Origin of the sequence: Marinobacter sp. GH_1, from assembly GCF_048595985.1 — a bacterium.
Classification (GTDB): domain Bacteria; phylum Pseudomonadota; class Gammaproteobacteria; order Pseudomonadales; family Oleiphilaceae; genus Marinobacter; species Marinobacter shengliensis.
The window spans coordinates 3,803,239-3,823,692 of sequence record NZ_CP184460.1 but is presented as its reverse complement, the minus strand read 5'-3'; the positions used below and the strand labels follow the sequence as shown (position 1 = coordinate 3,823,692).

Genomic DNA, 20,454 nt, shown 5'->3' with positions numbered 1-20,454 from the left:
CAAAAAAACAGAGCGCTGTAGTACTGATATGACCACTCAGAAACCCAGCCGGCGGGAGACCATCCTGCAGGCCCTTGTTGAATTGCTGCAAAATGACCCGGGGGCCCGGATCACCACCGCCGGCCTGGCCAAAACCGTGGGCGTTACCGAAGCGGCCCTGTACCGGCACTTCCCAAGCAAACGCAAAATGTTCGAGGCCCTGATCGAATTTGCCGAGGAGGCGGTGTTCTCCCGCTGCCAGGTGGTGCTTCAGGAGCAGGAAGATGTGCGGGTTCGCCTTCAGCAGCTGGTGCATCTGGTGCTGGTGTTCGCAGAGCGTAACCCGGGTTTGTGTTGCGTGCTTACCGGCGATGCCCTGATGGGCGAGGATGAGACACTGCGCAAGCGTGCGTCCCAGTTCTTCGAGCGTTTGGAAACCCAGTTCCGCCAGACCCTGAAAGAAGGCGAGATCCGCCAGAGCCTGCGGCCTCGAACCAGCGCGGCTCGCGGTGCAGATTTTGTGATGGTGTTCCTCGAAGGCCGCATCCAGCGGTTCGTTCGTTCCTCATTCTCCCGTTTGCCTTCGGCTGATTTCGACGAGGCTTGGAGCTTGGTTTCCGAAGCTGTTTGGGGTTGAGGCTTGGGGTTCGTCTACCCCTAGCCTGTCGAATTTGGGAGTGTTGTGTGCGGGGTTTGCCTTCGCAGAAACGCTACAAGCACGTCCGTGTGCGCTTCGCTCCGGCCATCCCTGGCCTTCGAGATTCTGCGAAGGCAAACCCCGCCCACAACGATCGGATTTCGGTGATATACCCAATTCACTGAAACCGAACTGGATTTATCGCTGGTTTACAGAGAAAAGTGGCGCTGTTAATGCGATTCCCGTGAAGTTCGAAAGGCACTGGCTGGAGGCCCTTTCCCGAAATCTCGGAGGCCAGGGATGGCCGGAGCGAAGCGCACATGGATGTGCTCGTAGCGTTTTCGGGAAAGGGCCTCCAGCCAGTGCCTAACCGCGCAAAATCGCAGGCTAGGCAGATCTAAACTCCCAACCCAAACCGGCAGAAACAAAAAAACGGCCTCAGTCATAACCCGAAGCAGAACGGAGTATGGACCGCACGGGTTCCCATACCGCCGGTGCAGAGATCAGGATATCGCGGCCCCAGAGGTCGGCCGGGTAGTCATCGGGCACGTCGCCGAAGTGGCCCACCGTGGCGCCGGCTTCCCAGGCAATCAGGCGGGCGGCGGCGAAGTCCCAGGGGCTGACGTTCTCGTAGTAGATATCCAGACGGCCACAGGCCACCCAGCAGATGTCCAGGGCCGCCGAGCCAATGCGGCGCAGGTCCCGGCATTGGTGAATCATGGCATCCAGCCGCCTTACCAGCGGTTCCAGGTTGTCCTTGGTGTAGGGGAAGCCCGTGGCAAACAGGCTTTGCCGGGGTTCCGTTGCGCCGCTGTGGCGAATGGGCTGGCCGTTTAACATAGCGCCTTCGCCCTTGGTGGCCCGAAAGGTTTCGCCCGGAAAAGGCGCGTGCACCACGCCCACCTGAACCTGGCCGCGCTCCGCATAGGCAATGGACACCGCCACCTGCGGGTGACCGTAGGCGTAGTTTACCGTGCCGTCGATGGGGTCGATGATCCACAGCGGCGTGTCCAGCTCTTCTGCCTGGGACAGGTCCGGCATGGTTTCTTCAGACAGGATGCGGTGATCGGGAAAGCGTTCGCGGATGGCGCCGGTGATGAATTCGTCGGCCATCACATCAGCGTGGGTAACCAGTTCCGTTTGCTGCTTGTAGTCGGTGCGCAGGGTGTTTTCCTGGCGCTCGTGGCGGATCAGCTCGCCGGCCTCCCTGGCCAGGGCTTCGGCAAAATCGGTGATTTCGCGCAGAGAAACGGAATCAGACATGGCACCCCCAGTTGAACAACGTGAGGGTGCCAGTTTAGCACGGCGCGGCTTTACAGGCTGCTCAGCCACTTCTCCATCTTGTCCATGGCCAGCACAATGCGCGGGCAGGCCTGTTTGACGAAATCGTCACCCAGCGCCTGCTCGGCGTAGTCACCACCGGCCAGGCCCAGGGCCTGGGTGCCGTCGAAGTCGACGAACGCGAGGCGCGCGCCCAGGTGGTCCGGTACGAAGCCGAAGTCGCTGGAGGGCAGGATGGCCACGCCGGTGTCCTCCAGCAGAGCGGTGCAGAACGCCTGGGCGGTCTTGATATCCCTCCGGGCCAGTCTGTCGCTGAAGCTGGAGAAATCCGGGAACAGGTAGAAGGCCCCCTCCGGCTTTTGCACCACGGCACCCATGGCGCTCAAACGGGTGTAAACGTATTCACCCACCACTTTCAGCACCCGACGGGACTGTTTCAGGTACTCGTCGATGTCTTCACCACCGTCAAAGGCGGTGATGGCGGCATGCTGGATGGGCGCTGCGGTGGAGGTGAAGGTCTCACTGGCAATGATGGCCATGGCATCCTGTAGCGGGCGCAGTTCCGGAGGGAAGATGAAGGCACCAAGGCGCCAGCCGCCGGCACCCAGCCACTTGCTCATGCCGGTGCTGATGATGGTGCCTTCCGGGTAATAACGGGCGATGGATTTATGCTTGCCCTCAAAGTGCACTTCACCGTAGATCTCATCCGACAACAGTATCAGGTTGTACTTGCGCGCCACGTTGGCGATGGCCAGCAACTGGTCGTCGGTGTAGGTGCAACCGGTAGGGTTGGACGGGTAATTCAGGATCAGGATACGCGGGCGCGACGGATCGTCCCGGCAAATGATGTCCAGCTCTTCCGCGGTCAGCTGCCAGTTGTTTTCTGCGTGGGTGGGCAGCCAGTGTACCGAACGGCCGATGATGCGGGCCTGGGGTGCATAGGATACCCAGCTCGGGCGCGGAATCAGCAGGTCACCGTAGTAGGCCAGCTGCAGGATAAACAGCAGCTCTTTCGAGCCCGGGCCGATCAGCACGTCTTCCCAGGTGCAACGCATACGCTCGGCCCGGTTAATGTAACCGGCAATGGCCTCGCGCAGGCCCTTGAGGCCTTTCACCGGCAGGTAATCTTTCTCGTGGGCGTGCTCTTTGAGGGCATCAACCACGCGTTCGGGCACCGGGAATGGCGACTGGCCCAAGCCAAGTTTGATGATGTCCTTGCCCTCGGAACGTAGCTGGTTGCTCAGCTCGTTGATCCGCAGGGTGGAAGAGGGCTGAATGCCACGAACGTTCAGGTTGATGGCGAAGCGGTGGTCTTTTTTGATGTCCATTGTCCCGGTCTGTTGGTTGGTGGTGACAACGGCAGTATAGGAAACCCAAACATATCTGTGATACCAGTGCGGATAGGGGATTGCCGAAGGCTCGGGCGAAACTTTCGTCGAACCCCCTGTCTATCCGGTGCTATCGGTCTTTGATCCAGACTTCCACTCGGCCGTTACGTTGATTGCCGGTGCCGCCCACCGGCATATAGTGTCCATAACCAGTGTAGGCGACCCGGGGCAGGCCTGCCTCGTTTAACGCCTTGCGTACAGAGAGCGCCCGCAGTTCGGAGATCATCTGGGCCCTCAGTTCATGGCTCTGGGTGTCGGCGAAGCCGATCAGCAACAGGTCTTCCGCTGAGCGTCCTTGCGCTTCGAGATAATGCTTCACTCGCATCAGGTCCCGTTGTGCCTTGTTGTCCAGTTTGGTGCGGCCCTCGGCAAACCGGAAGTTTACGGTCAGCCGTTGGTAGTTCTCGGTCAGGCGACGGAAGGTGAGCGGCACGGAGGCATCGAAGTCCGGCTTCACCGCAATCGGGTTCTGGGAAATAAACCCGGATTCGGCCACCAGGGCCTGGCCGTTGGTGCCCAGGGCAAACTCGATCAACTGGGCGGCCAATTCCGGCGTGCGATCACCCATGGTGTACATGAACAGCCGCCTGGACAACGGGTAGTCCTCACTGGCGACGGTCAGTTGGTTCGGTTTCAGGGCCGGTGCGTTGCCGTCGGAAACTGCCAACAGCTTGCTGTTGCGCACCGAGGCCAGGCCTGAGAAACCGATTCCACCCGGGTCTCGGGACACATCATCAGAGAGCTGATCATTGGATTCGTAACGCATTGCCGAAGGATCCAGCGGGTATTTCTTGCCCAGCACGAGGGATTTGAAGGTGTCCCAGGTACCGGAGCGGTCGTCCCGCGCGTACAGGGTGATAGCCCGGTTACTGCCTCCGAGCTCTGACCAGTTGCGAATCTCACCGGCAAAGATCTGGCCAATGGTGTCGATGCTGAGTTGATTGATCGGATTGGATGGGTGCACCAGGATGGCGAGGCCATCAATGGCAATCACATGCTCGCTTTCCAGCGCGGTGAGATCGGCTTGCGCGCGCACTTGGTCGGCCTCGGATGGCTTTACCGGTCGGGACGATGCCCAGATGCCGGCCCGGCCGCTGGCGAGGGTTCGAAAGCCGGTGCTCGAGCCATGCGCCGCCACCAGAACACTGAGATTGCGGCCGCCGGCGTTGGCACTGAGGATCTGTTCATTTTCCTCACCAGTGGGCCGGCTGCTGGGGTTGTCGTCGCCCAGCTGCTGTAGATACCCGGAGACCAACATGGGGGCCAGTGTGGCGCCAACGGTGTTCGACCCGTGAATTTCAAGCTCATGGGCGGATGCCGGAGACAGCATGACCGCCGCGAGAACGAACAGGCAGAGAGTGAAAAACTTCCTTGGTGGTTTCGCCATTAGTTGAAAAACCTATTTATAACAGATGGTTGAGTAAGGGGAAGCATGCTTCAGAATTATGACATTTGTGTTTCAGTCGGTTGCAGTGAGCGGATAAGAACAGGCACCTATGTAATAAAGTGTTAAGCAGGCCGCTGAGTGATTGGTCTGGCTGGCTTATAGTGGCGTATCCCCGGAAACAAAAATAAACAGTGCGGGAGACTGTGAATGATTGCGACAACGCTTGGTCGGGGTGCCGAATCCGCCCCGGCATCGGCAGTATCACTCTTCGGGAGGGTGCTGTTGGTGGACGACCATGCGCTGTTTGCTCAAGGACTGGCGGGTCTGATTCAGCAGGAGATGCTGGCAGCGCAGGTGAACATTGTCTCGTCGGTTGAACAAGCTGCCGATGCCCTCAGGCACGATGACAACATTGATCTGGTGCTGCTGGATGTCGCCCTCAACGGTGAGGTGGGGCTATCTCTGTTCGCCCGGCTGTCTGGTCAGAGTGCCAAACCGCCCATTGTCATCATTTCCAGCAGCGATGACGAAGGGACGGTGCGGGCCGCCAGGGCCGCCGGTGCCAAAGGTTTTCTTGCCAAATCCGCAAGCAGGGCATCACTGGTGCGAATGATGCGAGCAGTGGGACAGGGGCAGAGCTACTTCCCCGGTGGCCTGACGGCTTTCGCTACTGACGACCTTCCCCTGACGCCAAGGCAGCGGGAGGTATTGGCCCTGCTGGCTCAGGGTTTCCCCAACAAACGCATCTGCCAAAGCCTGGACCTGACTGAACACACCGTGAAAACCCACCTGAAGGCGATCTTCACCCAGCTCGGTGTTCACAACCGGACAGAGTGCGTTAACAAGGCCCGGGCGCTTGGCTGGTTGTAGTGGCCGGTAGCTCAACCCAGAACACGCTACCCTGTTTAGGCCGGGAGTCGACACCGCACCGGCCATTCATCAGGCCGGTGAATTCCCGGACGATGGTCAGCCCCAAACCAAGCCCCGGGCAGGTCGCCGGGCTGGTGCCACGAACGTAGGGCTGGAACAACTGCTCCCCCAGCTCCGGCGCCACCCCTTTGCCGTTGTCGGCTACCTGTAGCCTTACCCTGTGGTCCTGGCATTGGCTGCTGACGGTGATGGTATTGCCACCGCTATGGTCGGCCGCATTGATCACGAGGTTCTGCAGTATACGCAGCAACAGGCCCGGGTCAGCCAGAACGGGATAACCGGCAGGCTGTGGTTCAATGGTCAGAGTGATATTGCGTTGGCCGAGCGTCTCGTTCATCAGGTCGTGTAGTTCCTGAACCATGGCTTCGAGGCTGACCGGCACTATTTCTGGTTGGATCATCCCTTCACTCAGGCGAGCGCTGTCGAGCACGGTTCCGAGCAGGCGGCGTAGCTGGGCTACCATATCTTTGACTTGAGCAATGACCGAGCTCTGATGGCCATCCTGTTCGCCTGGTTTCAGATTTTCCAGGGTGATGTAAATAGCATTCAATGGCTGGCGCAGATCGTGGCTGGCGGCGGTAATCAGTTCGGTCTTCCGCCGGCTTTCAGCTTCAGTGGCCTGGTGCATCACGTCCAATAGCTGGCGGTCCAGAAAGTGCGCGCGATGCCGGTATTCACTGACCCAGGAGCCAATCATGCCGATGGCGTTTGCGGTCAACAGAAAGAAGCCATTGCTCAGGACGGCGGGGGTGGGCGTGCCGGCAAAGGCCTCTGTGCTCAGATAGGCGATGACCAGCAGGCTGGAGGCCACAGCGGCAGTTTTGAAAGGAAGGCCCATGGCGAAATAGCCAAACATGAGCATCAGGATCATGCCCTCATAGGGCAGCGGATAGTCCTGTTTTCGGGCCGCCAGGATGATGGCGATCACGCCGACACCACCAACAAGGTAGGCGGCGGTATACAGTTTCTCGAACGTCTGGTCTGAAGGCTTGTCCTGATAGGCGAGGATGAGCACCAGGATGATTATCGGGCAGACCACGGCCAGGCGAACCCCGGCGGTTATACTGGCCAGCTCCGGAGGCAGGGTGAGAATGTCTACGATCGCATAGACCAGGTACAGGGCCAGGCCGGCAATCGACACCGGCCTTGCCCGTTGCCGAATCATGGCTGACCTGGATTCCCGGTAAACGGGCTCCAGCCTGGGGGTAAAGTTCAGAGACCTGAAGCCCAGCGCTTGCTGTTGTTGGATTTGTTCAGCGTTCATATCGGGTCCTACTGCGTCTTCGCCCGATTGTAATACGCGGCAGCGCCGAGTTCAGGCGCTTCCGCACATTATGATCAGCTTTGATCCAGCAGCTTCAGTCTTGCCCAGGTCTGTTCCTGTTCATCCTGGAAGTGTTGCTGTAACAATTGTTCCTGATGTTGCTGTTGTTCGGCGTCCACGAGACCGCCGGCAACGCTGCTTTGCAGGTCCTTCCGGAAGCTTTCGAACCGAGCCTGGAAGGCTTCCTGTTGCTGGAGGTAACTGACCACGCCGTCAACGCTCTGGCGATCAAGCCCCAGCTCGGTGAGTCGTTGTCCCGCCGCTTCCGGGGAGGTGGCCGACTCCACCGCAAGAACCCGTTCCTGGTGCTGTTGTGCGCTGGCTTCCAGCCGTTGTTCGGTGGATTTCAGGGTGTCTGGCAGCTGGTTGCGGTGCCATTCCACCAGGGCCTGTTTGCCCTGATCGGTCAGGTCGGCCCGCTGCTGAATGGCAAGGGTGGCCAGGGTATATTCGCTGTAGGCTTCTTCCATGCCGAAGAAGGCTTGATGAGCGTCGGGTGCGAAGGTTTGTTGCCGCAGACCCTTCAGCTGAGCCAGGGCATTACCCAGAGCAGAAAGCTGATAGGCCGGTTCATGCTGGCGGGCCGGGTCCAGTTCGGTTTGCATGACTTCCAGAGAAGCCTGTTTGTAAGCCAGATATTGATCCAGCAGGGCCAGGGCTTGCTGTGCGGCGGGTTCTGGCAGGTGTTGGCGGGCCATTTGCTGAATCTGGCCGATGGCGGTTTCCGGTGATACCTCGCCGACGGTGCTCAGGAAATAATCGAAGAAATCCCTGACCTCCAGATTCACGATCAGCTGACCGTTGTCGTCCGCCTGCAGAACGCCGTCTATATCGGTACCCTGCAGTGAGGGCGCAAACGGGTTGGGACCCAGGGACTCCGGGGTTCGGGTTTCAGCAACCGGTGCGCTGGGGGCGACAATGGCCGTCGGGGCAAGGCTGGTTGAACCAGACTGCTGAGCGGCCTTTTCAGTTGCCTGCTGAGGTGTTGTGTTGGCGGTGCCCGTATCTGCTTGCGGCGTCAGTGCCCACCAGAGGCCACTGCCGGCCACAACGGCCAGCAGCGCCCCGGGAAGCACCCATCGACGCAATGCGATGGGTTTGTTCGTCATACTGTTCTCACAATCCGCGGTTCTTCAAACGGTTGGCGTGGCTGCGGTACAGGCTGACCGGATTGGTCCAGAGTGAGCGTGCACCCAGCAGGTGGTTGATGGCATCGACATGGTTCATGTCGTAGTGGGTGCCGATCACATTGCCCATCATGGTGGAGCAAACGCCCACCAGGCCATCACTAGGCTCACTGCCGAAGGCGAGAGAGGTTACTCCCAGGAACGGATCGGTGATGTCGAACACGTTGGTCCAGATGCCGCGCCCGGTCCAGGAGAAGAACTTCACCCGGTTGCCGTTGATCCAGACGTCCTCATCGGTGCCAGCGCAGGCATTTCGGTTAACCCCTTTCCAGCCCAGGGCGTTGTTCAAGCTGGTGGTGCCCGGGGTGGTGAGGGTTTCCAGCGCGGCCACGCCATCCTGCGGGTTGTTGGAACCGGACAGAGCGTTGATCAGTCCGCCGAGAGCATTGGCGATGGCGTCCACCCCACCTTCCACGTAGCTGCCGGGAGGCAGTATGCCCCGGATGACATCGGCGACTTTCGACCCCTTGTTAACACCATTGATGGAGGTAACAGAGGCAATGCGGTGGGGAATCAGGGAGGCGGTTACCCGGGAGGTGGGCGCGCCCTGGCTGTGGGCCATCAGGTTGACCTTGGAGTGACCAAGACTGTTGACGTAGTTGGCCAGCTGTTGTCCGCGCTGTTCACTGCTATTCACAAACGAAACACTGGCGGTGTAGACCTTTGCGCCACTGCGCTCAAGGTTCCAGGGGATGGTATGGAAATAGTTGACCAGACCACCGATGGTGTTGAAACCGGTCACACCGTGAACCAGCACAATCGGGTGGCGGGTCTGGGTGTAACTGGCGTGGCTCACCATTGAGAAGACCAGCATGAGGGCCGCGGCCATCAGCCGGAAAGGCATGGCAATTCGCATAAAAGACTCCTGTTGTTTTTGTTGGTTGTCGTAATGCAACGAGGAGTATTGCCCGGCGGTCGGGTCTGGCGTAATCGCCCATTTGGGTGAGGTGAAAGGGTGTACGTGTGCTGGGCTCAGAACCGGTGGGGTTCCAGTTCCATGTGCTCAATCTGTCGGCCGAGCATGATGATGCGCCCGGTATAGCGTTCTTCGCCAGTGGTGGTGAAATCAAACAGGAAGCGGCGCCATACCCGGAGTTTTCCGTTGCGGTCGCGTTTGAACCAGAGTCCGCGCAGGTAAACGGCATCATCCAGTAACAGCACATCCATGGTCTTACAGTAACGGTGTGCGGCCTGTAGCACGAAGTCTTTGATGTCCTTGGCTTTCCACCAGTACCAGATGGCAAAACCGGCGACAAACAGCCAGAAAAGATTTCCGAGGGTCAAGGTGCTGGCGATCCTGAGCTTTTGTGGGTTGGGCTGGTTTCACCAGCCGACAGATCGCCAGACTACCCTATTGCGCCGCCTCGGGAAATTACTGTTCGTCGGTAACCGGTTCGTTTCTGCGCATGGGTCGCTCCTGGGATCTTTTTATCGAACTCGCTGAAACACTATCGACCTGTCGCCGTGTGCGGGGTATCCCAATATTGCAAATCGCCAAATACGAGTCACATTTTTCTACTCCTTTGGTCAAAGGCTGGTTTCTTTTGCAGGATATGGATAGGTTTACGACAGTTTGTCCCTATGCTGGAAACAAACGTGTTTGGTTTCGGCGGGCCCGGTATGGATGGGGGACAGACAATGCAGGTGTTGAAAGAACAAGACTTCAAGGCCCTGGTGGACAACCACCCGAGGGCCATCATGCTGTCAACACCCGATGCCCGGATTGCCTACGTCAACCTTATGTTCCAGGCGGTGACCGGCTATCTGGCAGAAGAAGTCGTGGGGCAGAAGCCATCGGTGCTTAGCTCCGGGCTGCATTCGCACGAGTTCTATCAGACCATGTGGCGCAGCCTGAACCAGACCGGATGCTGGGAGGGACTGATCTGGAACCGGCGCAAAAATGGCGAGAACTATCCGCAGTGGCTCAATATCTACCCGGTAGACTACCAGGGACAGAGGCTGTTTGCCGGCGTTTTCATGGATGTTGGTGAGCTGACTGCCAGTAACGAGCGTCTGGCGTCTCTGGCTTACTATGATCCGCTCACCGAGCTGCCAAATCGCTCGCTGTTCCAGGAGTTTCTGAAAGCAAGGGTCGGACAACGCAAGGCAGGCAACGGCTGTTTCGCCGTAGTCTACATCGATCTGGATTTCTTCAAAGCAGTCAATGATCTGCATGGCCACGACTGTGGTGATCGAGTGCTTCAGCAGGCGGCGGCCTGCGTGAAGAGTGTGCTTCGAGATGGGGATGTAGTTGCCCGGCTATCCGGAGACGAGTTCGCAGCCATTGTTGAGCTGGAGGATGAGTCTGAGTTACCCGTGGTTTGCCAGCGCATGAGCGGGATATTCCAGGCGCCAATGCTGGTGGAGCACCGGGAGCATTTCCTGTCGGCCTCTGTGGGGGCTGCGGTGTTTCCAAAGCATGGGAAAACGGCTTCGGCCCTGCTGCAAAATGCTGATCGTGCAATGCACGCGGCCAAGCTCTCAGGCCGCGCCTGTTATCGAATCTACAGCGCCGTGGACGGTGAAGAGGGGCAGTTCCATCAGCGCTTGTCTGAAGCATTGATTGCTTCGCTCAAGGTCGCTCCGGAGGAGTTCTCCGTGGTGTACCAGCCCCAGTACGACCTGGCAAGCGGCTCCATGGTGGGGCTGGAGGCCCTGTTGCGCTGGCACCACCCTGAACTCGGCGCAGTATCGCCGGCGGATTTTGTCCCGGTGGCAGAGCAGCGTGGCCACATACATGAGCTTACGGAACAACTCGTACGGCACATCATAGCGGACCTTCAGCAATGTGAAGTCGGTTGGGGTAGTGGGCGTCGGCTAGCGATTAATATTTCCGCCCGGCAGATTTCGGACGGGCGGCTGGAGCCGATGCTGGAGCCGCTGTTCTCAAGCCTGGAGGCCCGGGGGTGGTGCCCGGAAATCGAGATTACCGAAACCAACCTGATGAATCTGTCGCGCCGCTGCCTCGCCAAGCTCCAGTCGTTTGTGGACCGGGGCATCATGGTCGCCATTGATGACTTTGGTACCGGCTACTCATCTCTGGCTTACTTGCATGCCTTGCCGGTCAATGTTCTGAAGATCGACCGTCAGTTTGTCCAGCGTCTCGGGCCGGATGGTCGCGACTCGCGCATCGTGTCAGCCATTCTAGCCATAGCCGAGGCGCTGGATCTGGAGGTCGTTGCCGAAGGTATTGAAACGGAAGAGCAGCGCCGCAGGCTGCGGGAACTGAACTGCCATCGTGGTCAAGGCTTTCTGTTGGCAAGGCCGACGCCACTGGCCGACCTGTCATTGGCCTGACTGCTTCTGCAGTTTTGACAACTATCAATAAAAACATAACTTTTGTTCAGCTTTTGCGCATTTTGCAAGATTTGGCTAGGGCTTTGTCCGCAGCTACTTTAAAACGGCAGGCTCATTAATTGCCTTTTTGAGCTATATGCGAACTCTGAATGCCAAACCGGAATTGGAAGCCTACCTGCGATTGAGCGGTGCAGGTTGTGGAGAGTGGCTGGCCGCCATGACAGAACTGCTCGGGTGCCGGGGAATAACCTGTGGCCTGACTCGTCCCCAGGGATTGGTGGGTTCGTTGTCAGCCCTTGATGTAGAGGCTGGTTTGGTCTGTGTACTTGATGTCGCTCAGGATATGCTGCTTGCCGACTGCTGTATGCCTCAGAGGCTTCTGGTAGCCACCATTCACGGGTCGGCGCAGATATCGTCGGAAGGTGGCCCTGGTGTATCCGCCTTTCCGTTGATCATGATTCCCGCTGGCCAAACATTTAGCTTGAGAATCAGTAAGAACAGTCGGCTGGTACTGGTGTATCCGGTGAGTGAGCTGGTTCCAGTATGGCCCCGGCCAGGCCTGGACGGGGCGTTGGCTGGTCATATCCATCGTTTTCTAATGAAGGCGGACTATTTTCAGGATCATCAGGATGCCAGCCGGGAGACACTCGCTCTGTTTGAACGCCTGGAACGGCAACTGGCAACGGGCAGGGTAGAACTGCCCGAAGAGCTGCCAGTACTGGACCGGAGGCTGGCGAGGGTGATTGAGAAAATTCGTAGCGAACGGGACTGGGATTTTGATCTGCAGGAGCTGGCCAACCATTCCGGGGCCAGCGAACGTAACCTGTATTACCTGATGAAGCGGGAAACCGGCATGACCCCTTATCGCTTCTATCAGCGCTGTCGTCTGATACGCGTGCGTAAACGCCTGGTGGATTGCCAGTGCGACGTGCCACACATCTCCTGGTATGCCGCTGACGAGGGCTTTACCCATCTGGGCCGCTTCGCCGCGCTGTATCGGGAACACTTCGGCGAGCTACCCAGTGAAACTGTGCAGTGGCGACGGCGGCTGCTGGTTGAGCCAGTGATGGAACCCGCCGACTTTGCCATGACCTGACGCCACATAGCCCGCAGCGGATGACCGGTGCGGGCTATGTGTTAACATCAGTCAGCGTTTAATGGCTGCTGGATGTGGCCGGAGCCCCGTCGTTGTTGTCAGCTTCCGTATACTCATCGGCCGCAGTTCCATGATGGTCTCGCGCCAGCAGAATGTAGAAGGCCGGCAGTACGAATACGGTAAACAACGTGCCGATACCCAGTCCTGCACTGATGGTCAGGCCAATCGCAAACCGACTCTCGGCCCCCGGGCCCACCGCAATCAGCAGCGGCACCATGGCGAAGATCAGTGCCAGGGAGGTCATGATGATCGGGCGCAGACGAATGGCCGCAGCCTCAATCACCGCATCCACCTTGTTCAGGCCTTGCTCTTTCTGCAGCAGGTTGGCGAACTCCACGATCAGGATGCCGTTCTTCGACACCACACCAATCAAGGTAATCAGGCCCACCTGGGTGTAGATGTTCATGGAGGCAAAGCCGAGCACGATAAACGCCATGGCACCGGCGACGGACATGGGCACCGACACCAGGATGATGAACGGATCGCGCCAGCTTTCGAACTGTGCCGCCAGTACCAGGTAGATAACCAGCAACGACAGGAAGAAGGTTACCATCAGAGCGCTGCCCTGGGTGGCCAGCTGCCTCGACTCGCCGGTATAGTCAAAGCTGAAGCCTTGCGGGAATACCTCGGCTGCGGCCTGTTCCATAAAGTCCATGGCGGAGCCAGCCGCCACGCCGGGCATGATAACGCCCTCGAGAGTCAGCGAGTTCAACTGGTTGAACTGGGTCCGGTTGGAAGGCTCCACCTCTTCACTGAAGCTGACCACACTGGATAGAGACACCAGTTGGCCATTGCCGGCGCGGATGTAATATTCGTCCAGTGCTTCACGGCTGGCGCGGAAGTCATTACCCACCTGCGGAATCACCTGATAGGAGCGGCCTTCCATATTGAAGCGGTTGATGTATCCGCCGCTGAGCATACTGGCGAGCGACTGGCCGACATCACGCATGGACAGGCCCAGGTCTGCCACCCGGTCCCGGTCTACGTTGATGCGGGTAACGGGCTTGTCGAAGTTGATGGACTTCTGCAGGAACATGAAGTTGCCACTCTGCATGGCTTTGCCCAGAAGTTCGTCGGCGACTTCATTCAACTGTTCGTAGGTGCCACCGGTGGTCACCACAAACTGGAACGGCAGGCCGCCACCCGAGCCGGGCAGGGCCGGTAATGGGAACACCGCCGTTTGCAGGCCTGTCACTTTTTTGAGTTCGGAATCCAGCACGGGCTGTACCTCGAACTGGCTGATCTCCCGCTCACTCCACGGTGCCAGCTTGAAACCACCAAACACGGCGTTCGGGCTGGTGATACCAAGAATCATGAAATCCTCGTTGTAGCCGGGTACGCCGGACATCCGCTCCTGAACCTCCTGGCCATGATCAAACAGATACTCCAGCGTCGAGGTTTGCGGCCCCAGCCCCTGGTAAAACAGGATGCCCTGATCCTCGGTGGGGGCCAGCTCATTCTGGCTCATCATTACCATGAAATAGATCGAACCCAATACCACGACGGCGAAGAACACCACCACCGACTTGGTCTGCATCAACGAGGTAAGAGCAGCTTTGTAGGCATTGGCGAGGCCATTGAAGGTTTTTTCAACCAGCACCTCGAAGCGCCCGGGATTGCCATGGGGTTTCAGCACCTTGCCGGAGAGCATGGGTGAGAGTGTCAGGGCAACAATGCCGGAGATCACAACCGTACCCGCCAGGGTGAAGGCAAATTCAGTAAACAGCGAGCCCACCAGGCCGCCCATAAACCCGATGGGCGCATACACCGCCACCAGCGTGGTGGTCATGGCAATGATGGGTGTGGCCATTTCACGGGCGCCATTGAGGGCAGCGTCAAACCGTGATTCACCCTGCTCAATGTGCCGGTGCACGTTCTCCACCATGATAATGGCATCGTCCACCACCAGCCCGATGGCAAGCACCAGGGATAGCAGGGTCAGCAGGTTCAGGGAGAAACCGAAGATCAGCATGATAAACGCGCCGCCAATCAGCGACAGCGGCACTGCCACAGACGGCACGATGGCCGCTCGAATCGAGCCGAGGCAAAGGAACACCACCACCAAAACAATCAGCATGGCTTCCAGCAGGGTACGGATGACTTCGTTGATGGAATCTTCAATGAAGTCGGAGGCATCGTAGGCCAGGCGCACATTCAGGCCGCTGGGTAGCTGGCTTTCGATGTCCGGTAACTCGTCTTTTACCAGGCCGGCGACGGTCAGCGGATTGGCCCCCGGGGCCAGTTCGATGGCGACATAGGTGGCTGGCTCGCCCTTATAAAGCGCCAGCTGATTGTAGGTTTGAGAGCCAAGCTCCACCTCGGCAATGTCCCGCAACCGAATCAGGGTACCGTTTTGCTGCTTGACCACCAGGTTACGGAAGGCTTCCGGATCGGCAATGTCGGTATCACTGGTCAGGGCAATCTCGGTGTACTGGCCCCGGGTGGTGCCGACAGCGGCCTGATAGTTGTTGGCTCGCAGCTTGTCTGCCACTTCGACCGGAGTCAGATCCACCGCGGCCAGCCGCTCCGGGTCCAGCCACACTCGCAGGGCGAAAGTACGCCCCAGCAGCTGGGCCTTGCCAACGCCAGACAGCGCCTGCAGCTTGGGCTGAACCACGCGAGTCAGGTAATCGGTAATCTGGGGGACTTCCAGCTCGGTACTGTAGAAAGCAATATACATCAGGGCCGTGTCGTCACCGGTGGTGGAGGTGATCACCGGGTCTTCTGCATCGCCGGGCAGCACGTTGCGCTGGCTGGCAACCTTGGCCTGAATTTCAGCGAGGGCGTCGTTGGCATCGTAATTCAGAACCATCTTGGCCTGAATCGTTGACACGCCCTGGGAACTGGTAGAGGTCAGATAGTCGATGCCGCTGGCCTCAGCAATGGCCTGTTGCAGGGGCGTGGTGATAAAGCCCTTGATCAGGTCAGAACTGGCCCCGGGGTAAGCGGTTGTGACCGTTACCGTGGTGCTTTCCAGTTTCGGGTACTGGCGGACTTCCATTTCCATGGCTGCCCGGGCACCGATCAGCAGAATCAGCAGGCTGACCACGGTGGCCAGCACCGGCCGGTGGACAAAAATGTCGGTGAATTTCATTACTCAGACGCCTCCTGCCCGGACTCGTCCTGGATTTCTACCCGCTGGCCTGCCCGCAACCGCAGCAGACCCTTCGAGACCACGGTCTCGCCGGGTTCAAGGCCTGAAAGAACCGCAGCCCGTTCGTTCCGGACCTCGCCCGTGGTGACGGTACGGCGCTCAACGACCAGTTCGCCGTCATCATTCTCCTTCACGGCGAACACAAAGTTGCCGTAAGTGTTATAGGAGATGGCGGTCCTGGGGACCGTGACCACTTCGTTGTCCCTGGGCTGGCCTGTTTGAATCGTTGCGAACATTCCCGGGCGCAATTTGCCATCTTCGTTGTTGAGGGTGGCGCGGATGCGAACCGTACGAGTCTCCGGGTTGACCGATGTGTTGATGGCACTGACTTCACCACTGAATGCCTCATCCGGCACCGCGGCCACCGTGACCGTTACCGGGTAACCCCGGTCAACCTCGGGCAGGTACTTCTCGGACAGAGTGTAATCCACGTAGATCGGGTTCAGCATATTGATCTCGACAATCGGCGTACCTGTAGGGATGTACTGACCCTGGTCGACCATGCGGATACCGAGGGTGCCGTCAAACGGTGCCCGGATCACCTTTTTGCCCAGTTGTGCCTCGGCTTCGTTTACCCGCGCCCTCGCGGCGTCGTAGTTGGCTTTGGCCTCATCGAACTGTGATTGTGATACCGCGCGTTTGGGCAGCAGGTCAGACACCCGCTTGAACTCCTGCCCAGCCAGTTGGGCTTCTGCCCGGCGGGTACGTAGCGCCGCCTCGTCGATGGCGGCATCCAGGCGAATCAGTACGTCACCTTTCTGCACGGTATCGCCGGATTCAAAGTTAATGGACTCAATGACCCCCGGCACCTCGTTGGCCACCTCGATACCGTTAATGGCGTTCACACTGCCCACGGCCTTGATACTCGGCTGCCAGTTTTCAGTGGTGGCGTCGGTCACGGAAATGATGGCTGGGGGCTGTGGCTGGGAGAACATCTCCTGCATCTGGCCGAATTCATAGAACTTGTAACCGAAGATGCCGCCGAGGACGACACCCAGAAAAATGATGACGATGACAAAACGGGATGCGGTACGCATAGGTCTGTTCCTGGGCTAGGTTTCTTTAAACGGATAACGTCGCCGGGATGGGAAGGCTGACAGCTTTCCTTGCGCATCAGGGGGCGGCGACAGGCGGACGCTTGTTGAGAATGCGTCGGCTTAACGATAACCAATAGGATGCTACAAAAAGCACTCCTGTTTGTCACCAGTTTGCCTTGAAATCTCAGTATATATACTGCGATGAAACTACGATGACGTTGCTGGCCCTTTACGGATGTAAAACCGCAGTTTCACATACATAATGGCGCGGATGTGTATCTGTTATGATCCAGTCACGATAGAAACGGGTGAGAGGATGGAATGCAGCTAATTCTCGGCCTGGCCCTGGCGGCTGCCGTGTTTATCATTTTGAAAAAATGGGGTGCCTTGTCACCGGAAGGCCAGAAAGCCGCCATATGGAAGGCCGTTCTGGTGGTGGGTGGCGCCCTGCTGCTGTTTATGGTGCTGACCGGTCGGGTCCATGTGTTGACGGCGGCGGTAGCGGCGATCATCCCCTTGCTGCGCAAGCTGCCGGCGCTGTTGAAGTTTGCGCCTCTGGTGCGCCGGGCGATGGGCGATAACGAAGGGCCAGCGCCGGGTGGAACGTCAAATGCCGGAGCTCAAGCCGTGGCTCAGGGCCCGATGACCGAACAGGAAGCCTGCGACATCCTCGGAGTAAAGCCCGGCTGCAGCCGGGAAGAAGTGACCGCGGCCCACCGGCGGCTGATGCTCAAGGTACACCCGGACCGGGGTGGTAACGATTACCTGGCGGCCAAGCTCAACGAGGCCCGGGACCTGCTGCTCGGTAAACGGGCAGCGTAATCAGGGCAGAATATCCACTTTCACGTCCACCGACTGGTTTTCAGAGCGGTTGCCGGTTACCCGGTAAGTAATGCCATCCTGGCGATGACTCTGGGACGTGCTGGTGCCGCCCAGGGTTACCCACTGGCCAGGTTCAACCCGGCGAATGGTCATCAGGGCTTCGGTTTCATAGCCTTGAATACTGGCTGGATCTTCTTCAAACGATACGATGTTCAGTTCCACGGTCTGGTCTGAGATGGCCTGGGGCGTCACGATAAAGCCGCTGCGGGTTTCCACCTGCTCCAGAATAGCCGCCGGGTTGCGCCCGCCCTGTACCGCAAACGGTATGGTGCGCACATTGCCGGAGGTGATGTGGGCGGACTGGCCATCCTGGACCACCAGTTGCCGTTCAGTGCTGGAATTGGTGCTTATGGTGCGGCGTTCGACATTGGCGCCGGCCCGGTTGTCGGAAATCGTCACGCCACCGCCGGACTGCTTGCCGCCGATGTCCTGCCGGTAGCGAACGCTGATACGCATCTGCACGGGTGGTACGTCGATGGATTCAATCAGCATGCCAATCTCATCCAGCAATCCCGGCTCACCACGAACCACCAGTTGCTGTCCCCGGGCGGAGACTGAGACGGGAGCCTGCTGATAGAGTTCTTTAATCTGGTTGGCAACGTCAGCAGAGGTGCGGTTGTTGAGCTGGTAAACGCGAGACTCCTGGGCGAGGGCAAGGGTTGAAAACAGGGCAAACACCAGTGCCAACAGGCTGGTTGTGATGGAGTGGGTCGTGCGTTCAGTCATCGGGGCCTCCGGAGCCGTTACACATACCCGCCAAAAATATTCCGGATTGCGGGTTGCCAATCTGAAAACCGCGGGGTTATAGTGAAAAGCATGAAGACCACACACGCAGCCTGTCAATTGAATGTTTTGAAAGCTTTCGGTGAGAAACTGAAGGCCGCAGGTTCTGCTGTGTATTTTTGGTGGTTTGGTTATGGCTTTTATTTTAGCCAGAGCCCGGGCCGCCCGTAAGATCTTCATCGACCGAATTTAACGAGGAAGGCAGCCCGGCAAGCAACCCAGGCTGCCACCGGACTCGAAAAAGCCCCGACTGGTAGCCCAGCCGGGGCTTTTTTGATTCTGACACAGGGAAACGGGAACACAGACATGAACATGCCGCTGAAATTCGAAACGCTGGGCGAGCAAATCGCAAGTGCCTGCCAGCACCGACAGGAAGCCACACTGCCCACCGCGGGCGAGTTGCGCCAGCAGTTTCCTGCCGGTGAGCACCTGGTTCGGGCCATTGCCAGTTACCGTGAGCAGATCCGCGCCGTACTGCACGGTCAGGACGACCGAACCCTGATTGTGATGGGTCCGTGTTCGATTCACGATGAACAGGCCGCCCTGGATTACGCTACCCGTCTGAAAACCCTGACGGACGAGGTGAGTGATCGCTTCCTGATAGTAATGCGCGCCTACCTCGAAAAACCACGCACCACGGTGGGTTGGAAAGGCCTTTTATACGATCCCGAGCGCACCGGCCAGGGCGACCTGAAGCAGGGCCTGGAACGTTCCCGCAAGTTGTTGCTGGCGCTGTCTGAGCTGGGTTTGCCGCTGGCGACGGAAGCCCTGAGCCCGTTCATGATGGATTACCTGGGTGACCTGGTGAGCTGGACCGCCATCGGTGCCCGCACCACCGAATCCCAGATCCACCGGGAAATGGTCAGCGGCCTGCCCATGCCCACCGGCTTCAAGAACGGTACCGATGGCGGCATTACCGTGGCCAGCCATGCCATGAAGTCTGCCTCGCACCCACACCACCATATGGGTATTTCCCATAACGGCGCGCCGGTGATGATCTCTACCTCCGGTAACCCGGACACCCACCTGGTGCTCCGCGGTGGCCGGGGCGTGACCAATTACGATGAGTTGAGCATCGCCAAGGCGGTGGCGGAACTGGAGAAAGCCGGCTTGTCGACGGCAGTGATGGTGGACTGCAGCCACGACAACGCCTGCAAACAGGCTGAGCGGCAAGTGGATATCGCCCGGGAGGTGATGGCCCAGAAGCGCAGCGGCAACCGGCACATCAAGGGGCTGATGCTGGAGAGCTTCCTGGAATTCGGCAGGCAGGATGACGGTGAAGAGCTGATCTACGGCTGCTCGATTACCGATCCGTGCCTGGGCTGGGAGCAGACGGAGGCTCTGATCCGCTCACTGTAGACAGCAACAGCTGCCCGGCCAGCAGCACCAGGATGCCCCCCATGGCCCGGTCGAGCCAGTGTCCGAACCGGTTGAAACCCCGGCGGACACGGGGGTGGGTAAAGAATATCGCGACGAGGGCAAACCAGAGGCCGGTGGCGAAAGCCATATAAAGGCCGTAGCCCGCCTGCAGCAGCACCGGGGTGCCGGGGTTAATGATGACCGAGAATAGAGATACGAAAAACAATGTGGCCTTGGGGTTCAGCACGTTGGTCAGGAAGCCGAGCCGGAACGCCGCCCAACCGGTTTGCTCGTTGCTACCCCTGGCATCCACATGAATGCCGCCGGGTTTTGCTCGCAGGCAATGCCAGGCAATCCACAACAGGTACAGGGCACCCACCACCTTCAGTACGGTGAACAGCATCACCGACTGCTGAATAATGAAACCAATGCCCAACAACGAATAACCCACATGCAGCAAGATACCAATGCCAATGCCGGTTGCGCTCAGCAAGGCATTACGTCGGGACTGGGTGAGCGCCTGGCGCAAAACGATCGCGAAATCCGGGCCCGGGCTTGCCACCGCAAGTAAGTGAACCAGTGCCACCGTCATAAATTCCAGCCAGTAATTCTGCACCTGAGATCTCCGGGTATAGTCATTGCCAGACGAACGTACTGAAGGTAAACCTGCACA

17 protein-coding genes are annotated in these 20,454 nt (G+C 58.7%); 6 read left to right on the top strand and 11 right to left on the bottom strand.

Going from position 1 to position 20,454, the window contains the following annotated elements; translation table 11 throughout:
• The first annotated feature begins 28 nt into the window (after positions 1-28).
• Positions 29-616, top strand: a complete 588-nt coding sequence (gene slmA / locus ACNSOI_RS17480; protein WP_061330769.1) for a nucleoid occlusion factor SlmA — start codon at positions 29-31, stop codon at positions 614-616.
• Positions 617-1,054: 438 nt separating this feature from the next.
• On the opposite strand, the gene ACNSOI_RS17475 is transcribed toward slmA, so the two are convergent.
• The 3 genes from ACNSOI_RS17475 to ACNSOI_RS17465 all read right to left on the bottom strand — a co-directional run bounded on the left by ACNSOI_RS17475 (position 1,055) and on the right by ACNSOI_RS17465 (position 4,672).
• The gene (locus ACNSOI_RS17475) at positions 1,055-1,879 is read right to left on the bottom strand and encodes an inositol monophosphatase family protein (protein ID WP_420194659.1); all 825 of its coding nucleotides are present in this window, start codon (positions 1,877-1,879) and stop codon (positions 1,055-1,057) included.
• Between the two features lie 50 nt (positions 1,880-1,929).
• Positions 1,930-3,225: a pyridoxal phosphate-dependent aminotransferase gene (locus ACNSOI_RS17470; protein WP_138435865.1), complete on the bottom strand. Its 1,296-nt coding sequence runs from the start codon at positions 3,223-3,225 to the stop codon at positions 1,930-1,932.
• 130 nt (positions 3,226-3,355) lie between these two features.
• A complete protein-coding gene (locus ACNSOI_RS17465) occupies positions 3,356-4,672 on the bottom strand; it encodes a substrate-binding domain-containing protein (protein WP_228263786.1) in 1,317 nt (438 codons plus the stop codon).
• Positions 4,673-4,879: 207 nt separating this feature from the next.
• On the opposite strand from ACNSOI_RS17465, the gene ACNSOI_RS17460 reads away from it, so the two are divergent.
• Positions 4,880-5,542 carry a response regulator transcription factor gene (locus tag ACNSOI_RS17460; protein WP_106693921.1) on the top strand — a complete coding sequence of 221 codons (663 nt, stop codon included), beginning with the start codon at positions 4,880-4,882 and terminating at the stop codon, positions 5,540-5,542.
• Here ACNSOI_RS17460 and ACNSOI_RS17455 read toward each other — a convergent pair.
• The 4 genes from ACNSOI_RS17455 to ACNSOI_RS17440 form a co-directional block, all read right to left on the bottom strand.
• Entirely contained in the window at positions 5,511-6,866 is a 1,356-nt protein-coding gene (locus ACNSOI_RS17455; protein ID WP_286921358.1) for a sensor histidine kinase, read from the bottom strand. The two genes, ACNSOI_RS17460 and ACNSOI_RS17455, sit on opposite strands and share 32 nt — an antisense overlap.
• Before the next feature lie 74 nt (positions 6,867-6,940).
• Positions 6,941-8,035 (bottom strand): lipase secretion chaperone, encoded by a 1,095-nt coding sequence (locus ACNSOI_RS17450; protein WP_420194658.1) that lies wholly within the window; start codon positions 8,033-8,035, stop codon positions 6,941-6,943.
• Between the two features lie 7 nt (positions 8,036-8,042).
• Positions 8,043-8,969, bottom strand: coding sequence for an esterase/lipase family protein (locus ACNSOI_RS17445; protein WP_061330763.1), 927 nt, complete (start codon positions 8,967-8,969; stop codon positions 8,043-8,045).
• 116 nt (positions 8,970-9,085) lie between these two features.
• Positions 9,086-9,397, bottom strand: coding sequence for a DUF3301 domain-containing protein (locus ACNSOI_RS17440; RefSeq protein ID WP_058091449.1), 312 nt, complete (start codon positions 9,395-9,397; stop codon positions 9,086-9,088).
• Positions 9,398-9,751: 354 nt separating this feature from the next.
• On the opposite strand from ACNSOI_RS17440, the gene ACNSOI_RS17435 reads away from it, so the two are divergent.
• Both ACNSOI_RS17435 and ACNSOI_RS17430 read left to right on the top strand, forming a co-directional pair.
• Positions 9,752-11,410, top strand: a complete 1,659-nt coding sequence (locus ACNSOI_RS17435; RefSeq protein ID WP_420194657.1) for a putative bifunctional diguanylate cyclase/phosphodiesterase — start codon at positions 9,752-9,754, stop codon at positions 11,408-11,410.
• A 136-nt stretch (positions 11,411-11,546) separates the two neighbouring features.
• Positions 11,547-12,506 (top strand): AraC family transcriptional regulator, encoded by a 960-nt coding sequence (locus ACNSOI_RS17430; protein ID WP_286921353.1) that lies wholly within the window; start codon positions 11,547-11,549, stop codon positions 12,504-12,506.
• A 58-nt stretch (positions 12,507-12,564) separates the two neighbouring features.
• On the opposite strand, the gene ACNSOI_RS17425 is transcribed toward ACNSOI_RS17430, so the two are convergent.
• Both ACNSOI_RS17425 and ACNSOI_RS17420 read right to left on the bottom strand, forming a co-directional pair.
• Positions 12,565-15,660: an efflux RND transporter permease subunit gene (locus ACNSOI_RS17425; protein ID WP_420194656.1), complete on the bottom strand. Its 3,096-nt coding sequence runs from the start codon at positions 15,658-15,660 to the stop codon at positions 12,565-12,567.
• Positions 15,660-16,757: an efflux RND transporter periplasmic adaptor subunit gene (locus ACNSOI_RS17420; protein WP_061330759.1), complete on the bottom strand. Its 1,098-nt coding sequence runs from the start codon at positions 16,755-16,757 to the stop codon at positions 15,660-15,662. The genes ACNSOI_RS17425 and ACNSOI_RS17420 overlap by 1 nt, the downstream gene beginning before the upstream one ends.
• Positions 16,758-17,078: 321 nt before the next feature.
• Between ACNSOI_RS17420 and ACNSOI_RS17415 the strand changes: the two genes are divergently transcribed.
• Entirely contained in the window at positions 17,079-17,579 is a 501-nt protein-coding gene (locus tag ACNSOI_RS17415) for a DnaJ domain-containing protein (RefSeq protein ID WP_420194655.1), read from the top strand.
• Here the strand turns inward: ACNSOI_RS17415 and ACNSOI_RS17410 are convergent, their stop codons facing one another.
• Positions 17,580-18,365, bottom strand: a complete 786-nt coding sequence (locus tag ACNSOI_RS17410; protein WP_106693914.1) for a secretin N-terminal domain-containing protein — start codon at positions 18,363-18,365, stop codon at positions 17,580-17,582.
• A 363-nt stretch (positions 18,366-18,728) separates the two neighbouring features.
• Between ACNSOI_RS17410 and ACNSOI_RS17405 the strand changes: the two genes are divergently transcribed.
• A complete protein-coding gene (locus ACNSOI_RS17405) occupies positions 18,729-19,781 on the top strand; it encodes a 3-deoxy-7-phosphoheptulonate synthase (protein ID WP_420194654.1) in 1,053 nt (350 codons plus the stop codon).
• Here the strand turns inward: ACNSOI_RS17405 and ACNSOI_RS17400 are convergent.
• Entirely contained in the window at positions 19,726-20,397 is a 672-nt protein-coding gene (locus ACNSOI_RS17400; protein ID WP_082780480.1) for a LysE family translocator, read from the bottom strand. The two genes, ACNSOI_RS17405 and ACNSOI_RS17400, sit on opposite strands and share 56 nt — an antisense overlap.
• Between the last annotated feature and the right edge of the window lie 57 nt (positions 20,398-20,454).